Annotated in this window: 12 protein-coding genes and 1 pseudogene; 8 read left to right on the forward strand and 5 right to left on the reverse strand. The window is 66.9% G+C overall.

Going from position 1 to position 17,044, the window contains the following annotated elements:
- Window positions 1–338 precede the first annotated feature (338 nt).
- On the forward strand, window positions 339–1,967 hold the full coding sequence (locus G6N61_RS01265; RefSeq protein ID WP_163916469.1) for a DUF2207 family protein: 1,629 nt from the start codon (window positions 339–341) through the stop codon (window positions 1,965–1,967).
- A 148-nt stretch (window positions 1,968–2,115) separates the two neighbouring features.
- Here the strand turns inward: G6N61_RS01265 and G6N61_RS01270 are convergent, their stop codons facing one another.
- Entirely contained in the window at window positions 2,116–3,642 is a 1,527-nt protein-coding gene (locus G6N61_RS01270; RefSeq protein WP_163916471.1) for a neutral zinc metallopeptidase, read from the reverse strand.
- Between the two features lie 110 nt (window positions 3,643–3,752).
- Complete coding sequence (locus G6N61_RS01275; RefSeq protein ID WP_163916473.1) at window positions 3,753–4,886, reverse strand: FHA domain-containing protein; 1,134 nt, start codon at window positions 4,884–4,886, stop codon at window positions 3,753–3,755.
- A 675-nt stretch (window positions 4,887–5,561) separates the two neighbouring features.
- Between G6N61_RS01275 and G6N61_RS01280 the strand changes: the two genes are divergently transcribed.
- The 6 genes from G6N61_RS01280 (at window position 5,562) to G6N61_RS01305 (ending at window position 13,699) form a co-directional block, all read left to right on the forward strand.
- On the forward strand, window positions 5,562–6,359 hold the full coding sequence (locus tag G6N61_RS01280) for a sensor domain-containing protein (protein ID WP_163916475.1): 798 nt from the start codon (window positions 5,562–5,564) through the stop codon (window positions 6,357–6,359).
- A gap of 162 nt (window positions 6,360–6,521) precedes the next feature.
- On the forward strand, window positions 6,522–7,811 hold the full coding sequence (locus tag G6N61_RS01285; RefSeq protein ID WP_163916478.1) for a nuclear transport factor 2 family protein: 1,290 nt from the start codon (window positions 6,522–6,524) through the stop codon (window positions 7,809–7,811).
- A gap of 419 nt (window positions 7,812–8,230) precedes the next feature.
- Window positions 8,231–9,169, forward strand: a complete 939-nt coding sequence (locus tag G6N61_RS01290) for a hypothetical protein (RefSeq protein WP_163916480.1) — start codon at window positions 8,231–8,233, stop codon at window positions 9,167–9,169.
- Window positions 9,170–9,243: 74 nt separating this feature from the next.
- Window positions 9,244–10,524 carry a DUF7373 family lipoprotein gene (locus G6N61_RS01295; RefSeq protein WP_163916482.1) on the forward strand — a complete coding sequence of 427 codons (1,281 nt, stop codon included), beginning with the start codon at window positions 9,244–9,246 and terminating at the stop codon, window positions 10,522–10,524.
- A gap of 10 nt (window positions 10,525–10,534) precedes the next feature.
- On the forward strand, window positions 10,535–12,565 hold the full coding sequence (locus G6N61_RS01300) for a serine/threonine-protein kinase (protein WP_163916484.1): 2,031 nt from the start codon (window positions 10,535–10,537) through the stop codon (window positions 12,563–12,565).
- Window positions 12,566–12,655: 90 nt separating this feature from the next.
- A complete protein-coding gene (locus G6N61_RS01305; protein ID WP_163916487.1) occupies window positions 12,656–13,699 on the forward strand; it encodes a hypothetical protein in 1,044 nt (347 codons plus the stop codon).
- 153 nt (window positions 13,700–13,852) lie between these two features.
- Here the strand turns inward: G6N61_RS01305 and G6N61_RS01310 are convergent, their stop codons facing one another.
- Together G6N61_RS01310 and G6N61_RS01315 are read right to left on the reverse strand one after the other, a co-directional pair.
- Window positions 13,853–14,956, reverse strand: coding sequence for an FHA domain-containing protein (locus tag G6N61_RS01310; RefSeq protein ID WP_163916488.1), 1,104 nt, complete (start codon window positions 14,954–14,956; stop codon window positions 13,853–13,855).
- A 307-nt stretch (window positions 14,957–15,263) separates the two neighbouring features.
- Entirely contained in the window at window positions 15,264–15,650 is a 387-nt protein-coding gene (locus tag G6N61_RS01315) for a hypothetical protein (protein WP_163916490.1), read from the reverse strand.
- A gap of 561 nt (window positions 15,651–16,211) precedes the next feature.
- Between G6N61_RS01315 and G6N61_RS01320 the strand changes: the two are divergent.
- Window positions 16,212–16,460, forward strand: a pseudogene (locus G6N61_RS01320) (WhiB family transcriptional regulator); the annotation flags it as partial.
- 184 nt (window positions 16,461–16,644) lie between these two features.
- Here the strand turns inward: G6N61_RS01320 and G6N61_RS01325 are convergent.
- The gene (locus G6N61_RS01325; protein ID WP_163916492.1) at window positions 16,645–16,947 is read right to left on the reverse strand and encodes a hypothetical protein; all 303 of its coding nucleotides are present in this window, start codon (window positions 16,945–16,947) and stop codon (window positions 16,645–16,647) included.
- Window positions 16,948–17,044: the final 97 nt, after the last annotated feature.

A 17,044-nucleotide genomic window follows, 5' to 3' on the forward strand; every position in this document is an offset into this window, starting at 1 on the left:
GCCCAGGACGCGGCGGATGCCCCCGAGACGGTGCCGCTGGCCGCTGGTACTGCTGTCCCGGCGCTGGGGACGGCGGGCTTAGGTGCTGATATCCCTGCCCGTACGGAACCGGCGGTGGCGGTCGGCGGAATGTCCGGTGCGAACCGGTGCGTCCCCATTGTGGTGCTGGCTGAATCACTTTGGGCGGAGGCACCGCATGGAACGGTCGCTCTTGTGGCGGCGGGGCCGGACGCTCACGGCGCCGGTCCGGACCGCTCGACGGGGGTTGACCGCGAAACGGGGGTTGGCTACCGGAGGGATCGCGATACGAAGCCACCGGCGTAGGCTACCCTGCGTTCATGGCGGGTCGTGGGGGATTTCTGCTGGTCGTGCTGCTGCTGTGGACGGGGTTGCTGGTCACCGGGGCTCCACCGGCTCGGGCCGAGTCGCCGATCACACTCGATCTGGGTCTTGATCTGGGCGATGACGGAATTCTGCAAGTAACGATGACCGCCGATGTACCCGCTGGATCGACGGCAACGTCTCAGTTTCCGCTGGAGATCGCCGTCGAAGGCAACCGCACTCAACGCTTCTCGGTTTCTGACATCAGCACCGACAACGGTGCCACGGCCACCGTGAACGGCGATTCTCTGTCGCTCTCGCTACCCGCCGGAACGTCCACGATTCGATTCGCGGCATCAGGGACGGTCGCCGACGGACCCGATCTGCAGCAGTTCACCTGGGTCGCGGCGGCGGCGTGGTCGGAACCCATTGCGACGCTGCGCGGTACGTTCAGTTCACCGGCCGCTTCTCCTGATTCCCCGATCTGTGCCTATGGCGAGATTGGTGTTCGCCGATTGTGCTCGTTGACCCAGACCGACCACACGGGCGGTACGGTCCGCTTCCAGAACAACGACTTGGTCGCTGGCAACGTCGTCGTGTTCTCGGTGCTGCTGCCAGCCGGAACGGTGCCTGCCACTGCCGATTTCACCCCCACGGTCGCCGGTGGAGGCCAGTCCCCCGCTGCCGGAAACCGGGCTGGTCTGCTGACGCTGGTGGCGGCGGCGGTGCTGGCCGGGCTCGTGGTGGCCGCGGCCTGGTGGCGTCGACGCAGCGACCAGATTGCCTTGCTGTCGACAGCGGGCCAGTCAGACCTGTTCGCCACCAACAGTGGGCCTGGCGGGTTCGTCTCGCCCGACGGCGTGCTGCCCGGCCAGATCGGCTCTGTCGTCAATGGGCGCAGCCGTCCCGCCGACATCGGCGCGACCGTGCTGGACCTGGCGGTACGGAATTACCTGTGGATCGCCGAAGCACTCGACGGCGGGAGCAATCCCGATTTCCAGATCTCGCGTCGCGCGGACCTCGACGCCGGCGTGACCGCCTACGAGCGCGATCTCGTGGACGCGCTGCTCCCCGGTGGTCGTCAGTCGGTCCTGGTCTCCGAACTGACCAGTGCGCCCATGCCCGTCAACTTGCGGCGCACGACAACGGATCTCGAACAGAGTGTCGCCGGGCGTGGCTGGATTCGCCAATGGCGGAACGTTCAGATCGCCGGGTTCGTCCTGCTGGGCATCGGCGCCGTCGCTGCGGTGACGCTAGCCGCCCTCGGGCACAGTCCACTGTTCGGAGTGGCCGCAGCCGTCCTCGGCGGGGGTATCGCCGCGGCGGCCCTGCTGGCGCCCCGGCGCACGCGCCGCGGCTCTGCGTTGACAGCTGCACTCGGCGGCATGCGGCAGTACGTGAGCACCCTGGACCCCGCTGCGATAGACGCGTCAGCGCAGCCCATCCTCTTCGAGCGGGCACTGCCCTACGCCCATGCCGTCGGTCATCTGCGAGCGTGGCTCGACCGCTGGAACTACGCCGGGCCCGGTCCCGTCGAGTGGTACCACTCCCCTACCGACGACGGCCCCCAGTTGGCGCGCCTACCCCTCTTCGCGGCCATCCTCGATGGCATCGCCGCGCAAAGCCAAGCAGCAGAACAACGCTGATCACTGCCGGACGCTGCAGCACTCGGCCAACCTCCCGCAGGGTGCTCCATCGAACTCCATTCTCGGCGTCCAAACGAAGAGACCAACGTCGGCGGCGTGCCGACGGCGGCGTCACGACTCGACGGGTGCCGGCACGGGGCCGTAGGGGTCAGGGGAACCGGGTGTAGCAGGCGTCGGCGTCGGGATTGATGATTCCGGACCGGTAGGCCATGATGCGGGTGAAACCGGCGGCGACGGTGGTCCCGTTGACGTCGCTGGCGGCCAGACCGTTGTTGAGCAGTCCGGCGACGGCCTCGTCGAAATCTCCTGCGGTGAGCACGATGTCTCCCCCTTCGGGCACCTTGATGGGTTCCACCATCTTGCGTTGGGAGACCCCGGTCAGGCATGCCGTGCGTAGCGCGGCGCTGATGTCGTCCACTTTGACACCGCGTTGGTGTTGCAGCGCCAGGGCGTAGCGCGAAGCAAGCACCGAGATCGCGGTGTTGTCGCCTTGAATGAGGACGCGTTCCTCCCGCGAGGGTTGGCGGCCCGCCTTCTGCAGGCCGGCGAGATCGACGGTGAGCGTATTCGTGCTGGGGCAGTAGGACACCGGAGGCGTGGCCTTGGCGTCGGGGCAGGGCTGCGCCGCGGGTTGCATGCTGACCGCGGGCGGCTTCTCGGGTGTAAAGATGGTGTTCAGGGCGGCAACGGTGGTCTTGACCAGTTCCTCGTTCAAGGGGGCCTCACCGGTTTGGCCGGCGTCGGTGTCGAGCACCAATGGCAGGTCACCACGATTGTTTTCGATGCTCTCCAAGTCGATCCTGGCGCACATGTCGACGCCGTCGATGAATCCGGTTTGGAAGGCCGCCACGCGGTCGAGCGCTGTGCCGTGGCCTTCCTCGACCATCTCCTGGTCCTCGGGGGTGAGAATAGGATCGCTGATCGTGATGGCCGCGGCGAGGACCCGGTTGAGTCCGTCTCCGGTGTTCAGTTCGAATCGTGGGGATGATCCTTCGGTCACCCATCGGATGTAGCTGCCAGCGAAGCAGTCTGCCTGCTGCTCGCGCACGATGACCGGGGTGGAGCGATCCACGAGGTCGCCCATGGTTTGCACGGCGTGGCCGTATTCGTGGGCCAGCAGCGCCGCAATGGAGGCGTCGCCGAAGTACTTGATGCCGGTAGGGACGAGTTGCCCTCTGTCCCAGGCGATCAAGTCGGCCTTTGGGCAGAAGAACGCGTTGGCGAAGTCGTAGGTCTCCATCCCACACAGGATGGGTCCGAACCGCTCTGTGGAGTCGTAGGAGGCGAGGTTGCCTACCGGTTCGAATGAGCCGTCCATCGGCGGATCGGTGTAGTGCTTCTCCCAATACTCCACGACGTCGTCGACGGCGAGCAGTGCCAGCCGGTCGACCTTGCCGCCATCGCCGTATTCCGCCGACGATTCCGGGTCAGGTGCATCCGCACGCACCCCACTGGGCCCGTCCACCACGGGCATGCCGCCAACGTAGTTGGGATTGAACAGGCTCGACCTGCCTTCTCCTTCGACCGGACTGGAGCACCCGGCAAGCACGCCGACGAGCAAAGTCGCTGCGGTCGCGGCCACAACGCGCCGGCGCCGTGGAGTCGTCCGCGCGACCGCCTCGAGCGTCGCGTCGCCGGACTCTTTGGCCGTGGTCGCCGTCCGTTCAATCGTCATTGCCGATGCTCCATCCCCCGTTGAGCCACCGCGTCGCCCACCAGTCAGGCGGGGGCGCTTGGTGACGATGTGAATCTCGCCTGATGTGAAGTGCAGAACCGTCCGTCGTGTCAGCGGCGAGCATCGACGTGCCCGAGGAATTGCTGCAATGCGGCCGTGGTGTGGGTGGGCAGCGCTTGTTCGCTCTCGACGGCTTCGACGTCGCCGACGCTCACTCCGGCGGTGACCGCCGCCTCGGTCACGGTGAGGCAGTTGGCCTCTCGAGCCGCAGCGAGGCGTTGGCCCAGCGTGGCATCCGGGGCGCTGGCCGCTTTGGCGATCATGTCGGCTCGTGTGCGCCGCACCTGGCCCAGCAGTCGGGCCAGCTCCGGGCGACGGGCGCTGGTGTGCGTAGCGGTGGCCACGGTGCGTTCCAGCCGTCGCACCTCGGCAAGCAACGGTGTGATCTGCGCCGTGAACAGTGGGCTATCGACCGCCGGAAGCACTGCCGCCCGCGCGAGGAGGCCACGCAGAGCGATTTGTGAGGCATCGACCATCACCGTTGCTTGCACGGTTGGAGTGAGAATTTCGGTCGAGTCATCTTCGGGGACGGGCCCGCCAGCGCGCAGCAGCTCGATCGTGCCCAACGGCCACCGCAGATAGGACTCGATCTTGGCGATCGTGGACTGGCGTGGCCAATGCACTCCGCGTTCGAACTTGACCAGGACGCTTTGGCTGACGACGTGGTCGTCGGCCAGCTTTCGTTGGGTGAACCCGAGTTCTTCACGGCGCGCCGCCACCGCAGCACCGGCGCGTGCGGCACCCTCGGAGATGACGGCCACCATGGCGTCGCCATCGCCGAGGGCGCTGACTACTGCCACGTCGTGAGCGCCACGTTCATCGGCTAGCAGGTGGTCGGCCCTCGCCGGTGCCGGGGTCACGCGCACCTCGACACCGGCAGCACCGCCGAGGCGCAGAGTCAGCGTCTTGTCCACCGCGACGCGATGGATACGGCGGCCATCGACGTAGGTCCCGTTCCTGCTGCCGGAGTCGGTCACGACCCACTGGTCACGCTCGGGCTCGACACGAAGGTGGATACGCGAGACACCGGAGTCGGGGATGCAGATGTCAGCGGGCGGTTCACGTCCGATGACCACGGGGCCGTCGGCGGCGCGCGCAGTGAACTGCTGCCCTCCAGCAACCTCGATCACCAACGCGGGAGGTGCGGCCAGCAGCTGTGAGCCGCTGACATCTCCGTTCGGCATCCGTCCCCCCTTCCCCTGCCCAGAATTGCCCTGCGATGGTTACGGTAGCGATTCGCGTCAGCCGAAGTGCCGCGTCCGCGGTGCATGCGCTGCCATTGTGTTGTACTCCCACGGGTCGTCGCGGTCGCCAGTTCTTGGACAGATGTGCTGTTCGGGGGGCGTTGATCGCGGCGTTCTGGGAGTAATGCCATTCTCACACACCATTAGCGGGGGTTGATGCGCCAATTTTTCTGCAATGGGGGTGCGACGGTTTATGCGATGATTGGTCAGAGGCATTGCTGCGCTCTGCGTAGCACCGCATTGACCGGGGGGATTATGAATCCGCATGACAGGCCGCCGCACCGTGGCAAACAGGGCGGCCCGGGCTGGCAGCCGCCGCCCCAGCCGCCGTACCAGGGTGGCCCGCCTGCTGGCACGTCCCTCAACGACCAGGCCACCATGGCCGCGGAGGCCTTCGCCCGGCCTCCCCAACCGGGGCCTGCCCCGGTTGGGCCCTACCAGTCGCCGCCCGCCGGGCGTGGGCCGGCAGGGCCCTCGACGGGCGGCTTTACCGGCCCCCCGCCGACATACCAGCAGCCGCCCGCCCCCACCTCCTCACCGGCACCTGCCCCCGCTGCGCAGCCATCGAGCCCGAAAGGCTCGTTGGGCGCTCGGATCGCCGAGAAACGTTGGTGGGTGCTTGGCGGCGCCGTCGCGGCCGTCGCCGCGGTCACCGCGGCCGTCGTGCTCACCACCGGCCAGGACGGCACGGCTGACACCGCTGCCGAGACCACGTCGGCAGCGACTAGCGTGGCCGGCGTTCCGGGTCTGACGGAAGCCACCTCGGCCGAACAGTCCCCCAGCTCACCGGCGCCCTCTACACCGCCCGGCACCCCGGCACCTCCACCGCCGCCGCCACCGCCGTCCGGGCCGGTCATCGCCGCTGACGCGCTTGCACCCCTTCTGCTTCCGGCCTCAGAGATCGCGCAGACCTTGGGCCTGCCCGACATGACGGCGATGGCCGTGGAGAGTCAGCCACTGGGCGGCACTGTCACTCCGCCACACTGCACCGGCGCGTGGGGGCCCGCGTACGCCACCACCTACAACGGAACCGGATACACCGGTCTCTCCGTGCAAGGCGTTATGCGCGATCAACCGGTGAGGGTTGCTCAGGCAGTCGTGGCGTTCCCGGATCCCGCTGCCGCCAAGGGCGTATACGACAAGCTGGTCGCCGACTGGAACGCCTGCCAGTCGACCAGAATCGTGTTCGAAGTGCAGGGAGCCACCAACAATGTCGATGTCGGCCGCACGGTGCCGATCGGCGACATCATGACGCTGAAGATCGTTCCCACCGATTCGCCGGTCCCCGGCCAGCAGTGCGAACGCGGCATGGCGTTGCGCGGCAACGTCATCGTCGACGTGCGGACCTGCTCTCCGACAGTTGGCAGCTCCGGATATTCGATCACGCGCGCCATCGCCGACCGAGTCCGCTGAGCAGAACCTCCCGTCGGCGACCGCCCGGCATCAGGTCGGCTCGCACCTCCTTACATGCGAACGACCGTTTCTAGACACACATTTCGACGAGGTCCGCACACCAACAACGCCACCCATCGCCCACCTCCTGAGGTCGGCGTGTCGTGAAGGAGAAGCTCCACCGTGACGAACTGGCCCGGCAACCACGGCCCTACGCCTCGCGACCCCGGCGGGGTCGACCCCAACGCCGCCACCCACGCCGTCCCGCAGGTCCAGCGGCCGTGGCCCGGACCGGGCAACCCGCCGGGCCCGCAGGCACCCCCACCTACAGGTCAGCAACCCTGGCCCACACCACCTCCTCCGAGCGTCGGCCAACAGCAATCCTGGCCAGCCCCCGGCCAACAGCCCTGGCAAGCGAACAACCCGCAGCAATCCTGGCCGGGCACCAGCGAACAGGCAGGCTGGGCGGCCCCAGGTCAACAGCAGGGCTGGCCGACGACTACGCCACCGAACACCGGCGGGGCGGCCCCCGGGTCTTCTCGCCGAAACCGCAAAACACTGCTGATCGCCGTCGCGGTCATCGTGGTGCTCGTCGGGGCAGGGGTCGCCTACATGCGCGTCTCCGGCGGTGGCGCAAGCTCGTCGCTGACCGCTGCGGAGACCGTCACGGCGTATCTGGAAGCGCTCAGCAGCGGTGATGCGGAAAAGGCGTTGTCTTACAACAAGAGCGAGCCCGCCAACAGCGATCTGCTTACCAACGAGATCCTGAGCAAGCAGATCGCCGAGATGCCGATCTCAGACATACGCATTCTCGACGAGGGCGAAGAACTGGCCGGCATCGGCATGGGCGCGGTGAAGGTGGCCGTGAAGTTCGGCGATCAGCTCTCCGACTCCACCGTGCGGCTGTCCAAGGTCGAAGAGACCTGGAAGATCGACGAGGGCGTCAACAAGATCGAGTTCCTCAACCCCTCCCGCGCCGACGAGACCCTGACCATCTTCGGCAAGGAGCTGAAGATGGGTGAGGCGTTCTACGTGTTTCCCGGGTTCGTCGACGTGGGTAGTTCCAACGAGTACCTCGACGTCACATCGGAATCCCCGCTCATGGCGGCAGGCACGACCTACCTCAGGCCGACATACGTGCTCAACGATGACGGCGTCGACGCCGTTTCCACCGTGATGGCCGAAGCCTTCGCCGCCTGCGAGAGGTCCAGGCTTCTCGATCCCCCCGATTGCCCGGTCCGGCTCAGCAAATACGACGCCGTCGACGGCACCGTGACGTGGGGGAAGGCGGATCTCAGCGGACTGACTATCGGTGACCTCAGTGACTACGACATGACCGTCCGGATCACCGGGACGGTGACCATTCCGGTGTCCTATCAAACGCGCGACGGCGGCACGCAAAGCGGCACTGCCGAGAGCGTCACGTTCAACTCCGTCGACGTCAGTACCTCTCCCCCACAGATCGTCCGGTGAGCCGACCGCCGAGCACGCGCCAGCTGGTCTAGCCAGCCGAAGCCGCCGATACGCCCCGACGATCGCGTCAGGAACATCAGAAGGAGGTATTTGGCGTGACGAAATGGATTGGCCAGCAGCGCAACTCGCCTCCCGGTCCCGGCTGGGTCGACCCCGATGCCGCCACGCGCGCAGCCCCCCGGTATGAACGGCCGCCATCGACCAAAGTTGGTCCGCAGCCGTGGGCGGCCCCACCGCCCGCCAGCGTCAGTACGGGGCACCAGCACTGGCCGCCGCCTGCGCCTCCGCAGCGCTCCGGGCCGTCAGCCCCACCCAATGCCAGCGGCCAGCCCCCCCAGCTGCCCTCCGGCCGTCGCCGCCACCATCTGCTGCTCGCCGCGGCAACGGTCGTGCTGGTGGTCAGCGGCACGGTCGCCTACATGCGGGTCACCGGCGTAGACGGTGGCATCACCGCCGGCGGCGGCACCGAGTCCTCCACGGCGCAGAGCGCCCCGACGACGACAACGCAGGACGGGTCGTCAGTCGTGGGGCAGACCGTCCTTGGCTACTTGGAGGCACTTCGCGATGGCGACGCCGAAAAAGCGCTGTCTTACGGCGAAAAGAGGCCCGAAGACATGACTCTGCTCACCGACGACATCCTGGGCAAGCAGCTCGCCCAGTGGCCCATCTCCGATATCCGCATCCACCCGGTCGAGGGGAACGAGGCCATCGCGGAGAAGATGTTCGTGACGGTGTCGTTGAAGTTCGGCGACAAGAAGGTCGCCGACCAGATCAGCGTGACCAGGAACCCCCAGGGTGATTGGTGGATCGATTACGTCGCCAACGAGTACAAACCCGGGTCGAGTTCTGCGACGCACAAGACGCTCTCGGTCTTCGGCAAGCAGCTCATCCCTGAGAAGACGGTGTTCGCGTTCCCGGGGTACCTCGAGATAACAACTTCCAACAAGTACATCGATGTCGTGGCCAAGGAACATACGACTTTCTCCTCGTGGCCCGTCCTGGCGCCCCCGACCATCGACATCGAAGGAGCACCCGAACTCAACAGCGCGGGCGAAACCGCGGTCAGGGCAGCCGTGGAGCAAGCATTCGCGCGGTGCGAGGGCTCCACACTCACCCACCCCCCGGGTTGCCCGGCCCACCTCCCCGTCGGCGAGGACGGCGCCGTCACATGGGGGCGCGCCGAGATCGGCGAATTGAAGAACTTCCTCGTTTTCGACCTGATGGTCGGCGTCTCGGGCATCACCTATATCCCGATCACCTATCAGAACGCCGACGGTCACACGGTCACCGACAGAATGCCGTGGGTCAACACGGAGGACGTCGACATCAGTAGTGATCCACCCCGGGTTGTCGCGTGAAGCCCGTCGCTACTTGGCCGATTCGATCACTCGCACACCGCGATCACTCACCCGCAGAGCTGGAGAAGAGACCCGTGAAGACGACAGTCGCCGTGTTGAAGGTCGCGACAGCTGTGGGTGCGTGCGTGGGCCTGATCGCCGGGTGCTCCCCCACCACGACCCCGGGAAAGCCGACCACCGCGGCCCAAGCACCCGATTCCGGAGCGATCGTGGCGCTGATGGATACCGGCACCTACGACACCGCTGCCAGTAGACCGTTCGGGGCGGCCGGCGACGACGTTGCGGGCGCCAATCTGCTCGAAGCTCAACGCATGGCTGACTTCGTACTCGGCCCTTGGGAGGTCGATGCGGAACTCAAGAGCATGCCCGGGGCATTGGCCTTGGGGCTGATTGGTCCGATCCCGTCGATCAAACTGATGCGCGACAACGGCGCCTTCAAGGAGGATTTGATCGCGGTCGCCGATCGGCATCGATTCATCACCGGCTTTAGCACCGTGCGCCAGTCGCCGGAGAAGACGGGCCAACCACGCAGCTTGCACAATGTGGTGTTGCGGTTCCCTGACCCCGCAGCAGCCGAGGCAGCCGCAGTGGAGATGGCCGCCGCCGAATCGTCCCGACCAGGGCAACCTCCGGTTGAGCCGGTCGCGGTGAACAGCACCCCAGAGGCCCGCGCGATGTCCTCCACACTCCCTGACAAGATCCGGAAAGTCGTCAGCTTCACCGCTCATGGCCCATTCGTGCTGTACCAGGAAGCTCAGACGGCCGAGGCGTTCCTAGGCACGAGTGCGATCAACCTGGTCGATGGACTACTCATCACCCAGAAGCGCCGCATCGATGAATTCGCCCCCACTGATCCCGCCGCCATGCGGGATCTTCCGCTGGACCCCAGTGGCCAACTACTCGCACGCACCCTCAGCGCTCCCGACAACCGCGCCCCGTTCATCATCGGCGTGTGGAACTCCCGCGGCTGGCTGCACTTCGAGGACGACCCGCTGCTGGCCTCCTCGCTGTTCAATACCGCCGGCGTCGATTTCGTGGGCCAGCGTCTGGCCACCGTCTATCAGGCCGCCAACAGTGACGGCGCTTCTCGGGTCGCCGACGGTCTCGACCAGCAGATTGGTAGCTTGGCCAACGTGCAGGCAATCGAGGGGGTACCGGGGCTGCCGGCGGCCAAGTGCTTTAAACGCAAGCAGGCGGCCCTACCGGGTACCGCGCCGATCACGTGGCAGCGGGTGTATTGGCAGTTCAAATGCGTTGCCACCGCTGACCGTTACGCCTACACGACGTTCTCGGACACGGTGGGCGACGTCCGGCAGCAAGCCGCGGCCCAGTACCGCATTCTGGCCGGGCAGTAGGCGATTCGACATGACACTGCACCCAGGCGACGTCGTCGGCGGCTACACCATCGAGGGCGTGATCGGACACGGCGGCATGGGCACCGTGTACCGCGCACGCCACCCGGCTCTCCCCCGCAGCGATGCCCTCAAGGTGCTCTCCGCCGAACTGTCGCGCGACGAGCACTTCCGGGCCCGCTTCGAACGCGAAGCCGAACTAGCGGCATCGCTGGACCACCCCAACATCGTCACCATCCACAACCGCGGCGAAACCGACGGTCAGTTGTGGATCGCCATGCAGTACGTCGCGGGCAGCGACGCCGACAACGAGATCAAGAACCACCGCATGACCCCCGAGCGGGCGGTCCACATCATCGGCGAAGTCGCACGGGCCCTGGACTACGCCCACCGCCGCCACCTGCTGCACCGCGACATCAAGCCCGCCAACTTCCTGCTCGCACCCAACGACGAACGCGTCTTCCTCGCCGACTTCGGCATCGCACGCGCCCTCGACGAGGCGGTGAATCTCACCCAGACCGGGACGGTGATGGCCAGCATCGCCTTCGCCTCCCCCGAAGCACTGGCCGGCGAAGAAATCGATCACCGCTCCGACGTCTACTCCCTGGGCTGCTCGCTGTACCGAATGCTCACCGGCAACTCACCGTTCGGCGGCCGGTCTGGGGGCATGGCCGCGATCGCAGCAGCGCACATGGTCGAGCCGCCGCCACGGGCAACCGACTCGGTCCCCAACCTGCCCACCGCATTCGACGCCGTCATCGCCCAAGCCATGGCCAAATACCCCGCCCAGCGATTCCAGACCGCCGGCGAACTCGCCCAGGCGGCCGTGCGGGCCCTCGACGAGACCACCAACGCCGTACGCGTCGCTCCGGCACCAGCACGCGGCCCAGGCTGGCCCGGGGACCACACGCCACCACGATGGCCCACCCAGGCCACCGGGCCCACCGGACCGACCCGGCCCACCCAGGCCACCGGACCGACCACACCCACGCCGTACAGCCCCGGCCCGACACCGCCACCATCGGGCCACGGCCCGGGATGGTCCACCGGACCCACCTCGCCGCCACACGTCACCGGCCACAAACCGGTTCCACTCAAGCGCCGCAGGCGCCCGATGATCGCCGCCGCCCTGGCCGCAGTGGTACTCATCGTCGCCGGAACGAGTTACGCGTTGTGGCCTAAAGACTCAGCACCGGCATACGCTGCTCAAACACTCGTCCACGAACACGGCCAGGCCACACTGACCGAGCAGCCCCGCGCAGTGATCGCCGCGGGCCCCGGCGACGCCGACGCCGTGCTGTCGCTCGACGTCCAGCCGGTCGCCATCGTCGCCCCCGGCGGCGAGCTGCCAAGCTGGGAGAAGGACCTCATCACCGGCGACGTCCGCGTCCTACCCACCGCCGACGCAGCAGCGCTCGCCGGCGCCCAATCCGATCTCATCCTCGACACCGGCGAGATCGACGGCGCCACCTACCGAGCCCTGTCTGATGTCGCCACCACCATCACACGCCCCCAAGATGCCAGCGATTGGACCTGGCAGACCCAATTACAGTGGACGGCAAGGATTCTCGGCCACGAACAGCGCGCCAAAGACCTCATCGACAAAGCCGCCGCCGCCCAGGCCGACCTTCGATCCCAGCACCCCGTGTTCGACGGAAAGAGCGTCGAGGTCGTCCTGGTCACCGACGACGGCGTCAGTATCGCCTCACCCACCTCACCGGCGGCCCGCTACCTGCAGGGGCTGGGCTTCCGCTACCCAGCCAAACCGGCCATCACCTCCACCGACGGCGCCGACATGCAACCCGTCGCAGATCCCGAACAACTCAACCTCACCCCCACCGATGTCCGGATCGTTCTGCGCACCGACCGCACAGCCGGCAACGGAAGCTACAACGGCCTGCCTCAGCCGTTCTCGGCCTACCGGGGCGCCACCATCATCGTCGATGACCCCGCCGCGATCACCGCCCTGCAATCGCCGGGCTACGCCGCCGTCAACTACCTGAACACAGGACTGGTCAATGCACTTGCCCGCCAAGTCCGCTAGCGCCGTGTGCGGCGACAGATTGGTGCTAAGCCACCCATCACGGAACCGTTAGCGTAAGAGCCGAAGACATCACGAGGGAGGGACCGCACCATGGACGACGACGCCGAGAAGACCCAGAAGGTCACCGGTCACGCACCGTCGGCATCCGACGAGGACAAGACCCACGTCGTACCCCGCACCGCGCGCCCGACGACGCCGGAACCAGGGCGCGACCCAGCCGAGGACACGACGCTGCAGGTCCCCCGCACTGCTCCTGTCCCGCCGCCCCAGCAGCCTCCAGTGCCCGGCGCGCAGCCCCAGCAGCGTCCCGCACCCGGCCCGCAGCCCCAGCAGCGTCCGGCGTCCGGCCCGCAGCATCAGCTCCCGCAACCGCCCATTCAACAGCCGTATGGGACCGGTGGCGCCGCACCCGGTCATGCACCGCAGCCCGGCCCGCAGATGCCGTGGCCACCGAACCAGGCCGCTCCCTACGGACCTCGTCCGGGCACACAGCCGCCCTACCCCACCTTCCCGCCTTCGGGATACAACACCCCCTACGCATCCAACGACCAACCCCCCTTCGCCAATGCCCACCCCGGCCCTTACAACCCGGCACCGCCGAGTCCGAACCCGCAGTCTCAAACCCCCGGCGACACAGGCAATTCCATGCTCGGCAAGGGCAACTCATTCATCAGTCGGCTGATCTACCGGGGCATCAACGGAGAGTTGATTCGCCAACCCTGGTTCCAAAAGACCCGCCAGGAGTCACCGGACACGCTCGTGTACGCCGGCTTCGGCGTTGGTGTCCTTCTGGCGCTCGTCTTGGGCCAGCTCCCCGGTGCGTCCGGCACCATCGCGGCCTTCGCGGTGTTGATCGCCCTGGCCTACGTGCTGTTCGCCGTCGGAACCAAGCTGGCCGTTCAGCTCGTCGCCTACGGCGTTTGCGGGGGCGGCGCCGCGTTGTACGGACTAGGGGCGCTTCTGGGATTGATGGGCTGGCTGAGCTTGTCTTCGGCGTCACCGCTACTGCAAGGAGGCACGGGTCTCGGCACGATCATCATCCTGCAGACCGTGCTGTCCGCGGTCGCATGCGCCGTTCTGGTCTTCGCCGGTCTCGCGGTGCACCGCACCATCAAGAACCTCTCCGGGCAGTAGGACTCCCCTCGGAAAGCGATTGTCCCGTCCCGGCCCTCGGTGCGCCGCCCGGCAGAAAGCGTCTGCCCTTCCTGTCCGCTGCACCTCACCGCAGAGAACCTGTGGCGCACGGGGAGTCGGTGGACACAGTCGTGGGGTGTGGGCTCTCTTGAACTATCGCAACACTTCAACGAGCCGTTGCAGGGCGCCCAGTTGCGGCGGCGAGACGGTTTGCCCTGCTTCGGCCGCACTGAGGTCGTGTGCACTGATCCCCACGATCGCGGCCGCTTCCTCCAGGGTCAGCTCCGCGCGATGACGCGCGGCGAATACCCGTTGCCCGATCGTGGCATTCGGCGATCGCGCAGCCTGCAGCATCAGCTCGCGTCGCACTCGTCGCACCTCGCCTAGACCCAACAGGATGTCGGGTGCGCCGGCCGAGCCGCGGGAGGCGTTCGACGCGGCTGACTCGAGCCGATTGAGGTCGGCAATGAGGCCGCCGACCCTGGATTGGAAGGAGGGGTCCGCCGCGGCCGGCGGCAGCGCTGCAATCTGAGACTTGATGTTGGACAGCGCAACTGCAATCGTTTCCGCCATGAAGCGGGATTCGACCGCGGTCGTACCCCCTGTCTTGAGCAGAACGGTGCGCTCTTCATCGTTGGCATCCGTGGGCTGGACGTCGTTGCCGCCGGGGCCAGATTCGGCCTTGTACTGGCGTCGCAGATTCTCGATGTGGCCAGCTGGCCATCCGAGCGCCGCCTCCAACTTTTCGCGGGTCTTCTGCCGTGGCCAGCTGCGCCCTTTCTCGAAAGTGATGAGTGCGCCGGCGTTCATGACCTGTGCGGCAGCGAGTGTCCGCTGCGAGATCTCGAGTTCGTTGCGACGTTGCGCGACCTGGGTGCCGACATAGACGAGGCTGGGATCCAGCCCACTGAAATGAACCTGGACACCCACGTTTGGATGTCCCAAGACGACGGTCAACTCGTCCTCGGGGATCTCGAACTCGTCGTTGATCTCTTCACCGTTGATGAAGACGCCGTTGCGGCCCTTCGGCACGCCGTACCAGGAACCGTCCCGGGCGTGGACGACGAGATGTTCACGTGAGACCCGACCGTCGGAGATCGGGATGTGCGGTTTCTCCGCGGCGCCAGTACCGGGCCGCCCGATGACGACCGGGGATTGTGCCCTTTCCACCCGATAGGAGTCAGCGCCCACCCGGATGGTCAGCGTGGAAGCGACTTCCTGTGCGCCGTCTGCATGGTTGGTGGGTCCTGAACTCACTCTAGAATCGTAGCATCGCTACGTTTGCAATGACGGCCGTTGCGGAACCCGCCTGTGCGCATCCTGCCGTGGTGAAAGCCTGCGGCACTGCGGCGTAATGACAGACCCGGGCCCTCGGGGGCCGGCGACACCGCGCTCCTCCGACGAGCGGTTCGAAGCAGGAACCCGCCTGGTCCTCCGACGGGCTGGCCGCTGTACGCAAGGCCGGTGGTCAACCGGTGCGTTAGGTGAGTCCGTCACTACTGCGGGCACATTCGGCAGCACGAGTGGGGCACGTCGGCTGGGAGCGGGGTTGATCTTCTGCCCGTTATTGGGTTCCGCGTGGTCGGCCGCTGAGTTCGTGCTCGGCGACGAACCACTTGTTGTTCCAGATGGCGGCCTCGGTGGGGTCGCTGATGGACGTCATCCCGGGGCCGAAGGTGTCGTGTACCTCCAGGGCGAGTTGGATGCTGGCGACCAGTGCTGGCAGTGCTTCGGTCAGCCAGCGGTACCTGGTGGCGTCGAATTCGGCGAGCAGTTTGTTGGCCTCGGCGTTGTCGGGAGCTGCCGTTGCCCGCACTTCTGCGGCAGTCCTGGTCAGTGTTGCGATTCGCTGCTGGCCTTCGACGAGTTGACGGGCCAACTCGCGAAGCGTGGGATCGGGATCCATCGCGAAGAGGCCGTCGCCGGATCCGGTGGCTTGCGGGTCGGACATTCCCTGATGGTCGCATGCGGTCGGTGCGATCATCGGTGATCTCAGCGACTGACTGACGGCTCGGGTCTGCCCGGGTTCTCTCGTCGCGGCCAGCTCTGTCCTCTCTCCTAAGGAATTGACCGCGCCCGCGTCATGATCCATTCGGCGGCGAGGCTGCGCGCTGACTGACGCGAGTTCGCGTCGACGGGCGGCCGGGCCGCCGGGCGCGAGCCATCCCCGGGGTCGACGTCACCAGTCACATCGGCTGGCTGGGCGACCGGCGCCGTACCCTCATTCAACCGCTGCAACGCTACGCTTTCGCCCCCCCCCGGTACGGCGACTGTTATATGCAACCGTTGCGAGACTAGCACTAAACCACATTAACGCAATGGATTGGCGACGGCTTGGGCCGGCCGTACGCACTGCTACGAGGGTATCGACGCAGGTCGACGGACGATAAAATCGCGGACGCGACCAGCCGTGCGTTCTCAGTCCGTAAACGTTGCGTTGCTACGGTTTATGCTATACATTGAGTCGCATCGCGCTTCGAGAACGTGGCGCACGACCGGACAGGAGCGACCAATGAACGCAGTGGGGATGGACGGACTGCCCGTCGGACAATGCACCCGCGACCCGGAGCGGTGGGTGTCCAGGGCCGACGAGGACGCCAAGGCCATCTGCCGGCTCTGCCCGCGCCGGTGGGCCTGCGCCCGGGAGGCCGTCGAACTCCCGCGCGCCGAGGGGCTGTGGGCGGGCATCGTCATCCCGGAAGCCGGCCGCGGTAGGACCTTCGCCCTGCGTCAACTGCGCTCGCTGGCCGAGCAGAACGGAACGGCTACTCCGTCCGTGCTCGCCGACTGTTCCTCGAATCCGCCTGAAACTCTCCGACCACGCGCCTCGCTGCCGGTTTCGAGGGGACGGCAGCGGGGCCCGCAGAAATTCGTGAGCCCGGTAGGCCCCCGTCGGGCCGACCATCGCGGGTGACGGGCTCGGCGCTCCAGTACCGAGGGAATGGCTAGAGGTCCGGCGGCTCGGGCATCACGTAGGGCCGTTCCGGCTCCGGGGCGGCAGAGCTGATGCGCTTGGATGCTGGCCCCCAGATTGCCGTGCAGTGCTCACCCAGCGGTGGCCCGTACGTCGGAGCCTCCTCCGGCGGGCAGGTCCGACAAAACCAAAGCATGTGGCCGATCCCATGGCCCTTGCACGCGACGTGGCCCACCAGGACTGCGCCCGGCCCCAGTGGGTGTCCGCGAGGGCAGTGCGTCGGCGCTTCGGTGATCCACTTGCCGTACCGACGCACCAGATCTCCCGGAGCCATGCGGCCACCGTAATGGGACTAACCGACGGCCTGGCGGCTGGGAGTTCGCGTGGACCGAAGCGATCCGGTAGGCCCCACCCGAAGTCGACCTCGGCAT

Origin of the sequence: Mycolicibacterium arabiense, from assembly GCF_010731815.2 — a bacterium.
In the GTDB taxonomy this organism is placed as follows: Bacteria; Actinomycetota; Actinomycetes; order Mycobacteriales; family Mycobacteriaceae; genus Mycobacterium; species Mycobacterium arabiense.

What these genes read in the sequence shown, in the direction of transcription:
- G6N61_RS01315 (WP_163916490.1), bottom strand. Translation starts at nt 15,650, where the DNA reads ATGTCCGACCCGCAAGCCACCGGATCCGGCGACGGCCTCTTCGCGATG.
- G6N61_RS01305 (WP_163916487.1), top strand. Translation starts at nt 12,656, where the DNA reads ATGGACGACGACGCCGAGAAGACCCAGAAGGTCACCGGTCACGCACCG.
- G6N61_RS01265 (WP_163916469.1), top strand. Translation starts at nt 339, where the DNA reads ATGGCGGGTCGTGGGGGATTTCTGCTGGTCGTGCTGCTGCTGTGGACG.
- G6N61_RS01325 (WP_163916492.1), bottom strand. Translation starts at nt 16,947, where the DNA reads ATGGCTCCGGGAGATCTGGTGCGTCGGTACGGCAAGTGGATCACCGAA.
- G6N61_RS01270 (WP_163916471.1), bottom strand. Translation starts at nt 3,642, where the DNA reads ATGACGATTGAACGGACGGCGACCACGGCCAAAGAGTCCGGCGACGCG.
- G6N61_RS01275 (WP_163916473.1), bottom strand. Translation starts at nt 4,886, where the DNA reads ATGCCGAACGGAGATGTCAGCGGCTCACAGCTGCTGGCCGCACCTCCC.
- G6N61_RS01300 (WP_163916484.1), top strand. Translation starts at nt 10,535, where the DNA reads ATGACACTGCACCCAGGCGACGTCGTCGGCGGCTACACCATCGAGGGC.
- G6N61_RS01290 (WP_163916480.1), top strand. Translation starts at nt 8,231, where the DNA reads ATGCGGGTCACCGGCGTAGACGGTGGCATCACCGCCGGCGGCGGCACC.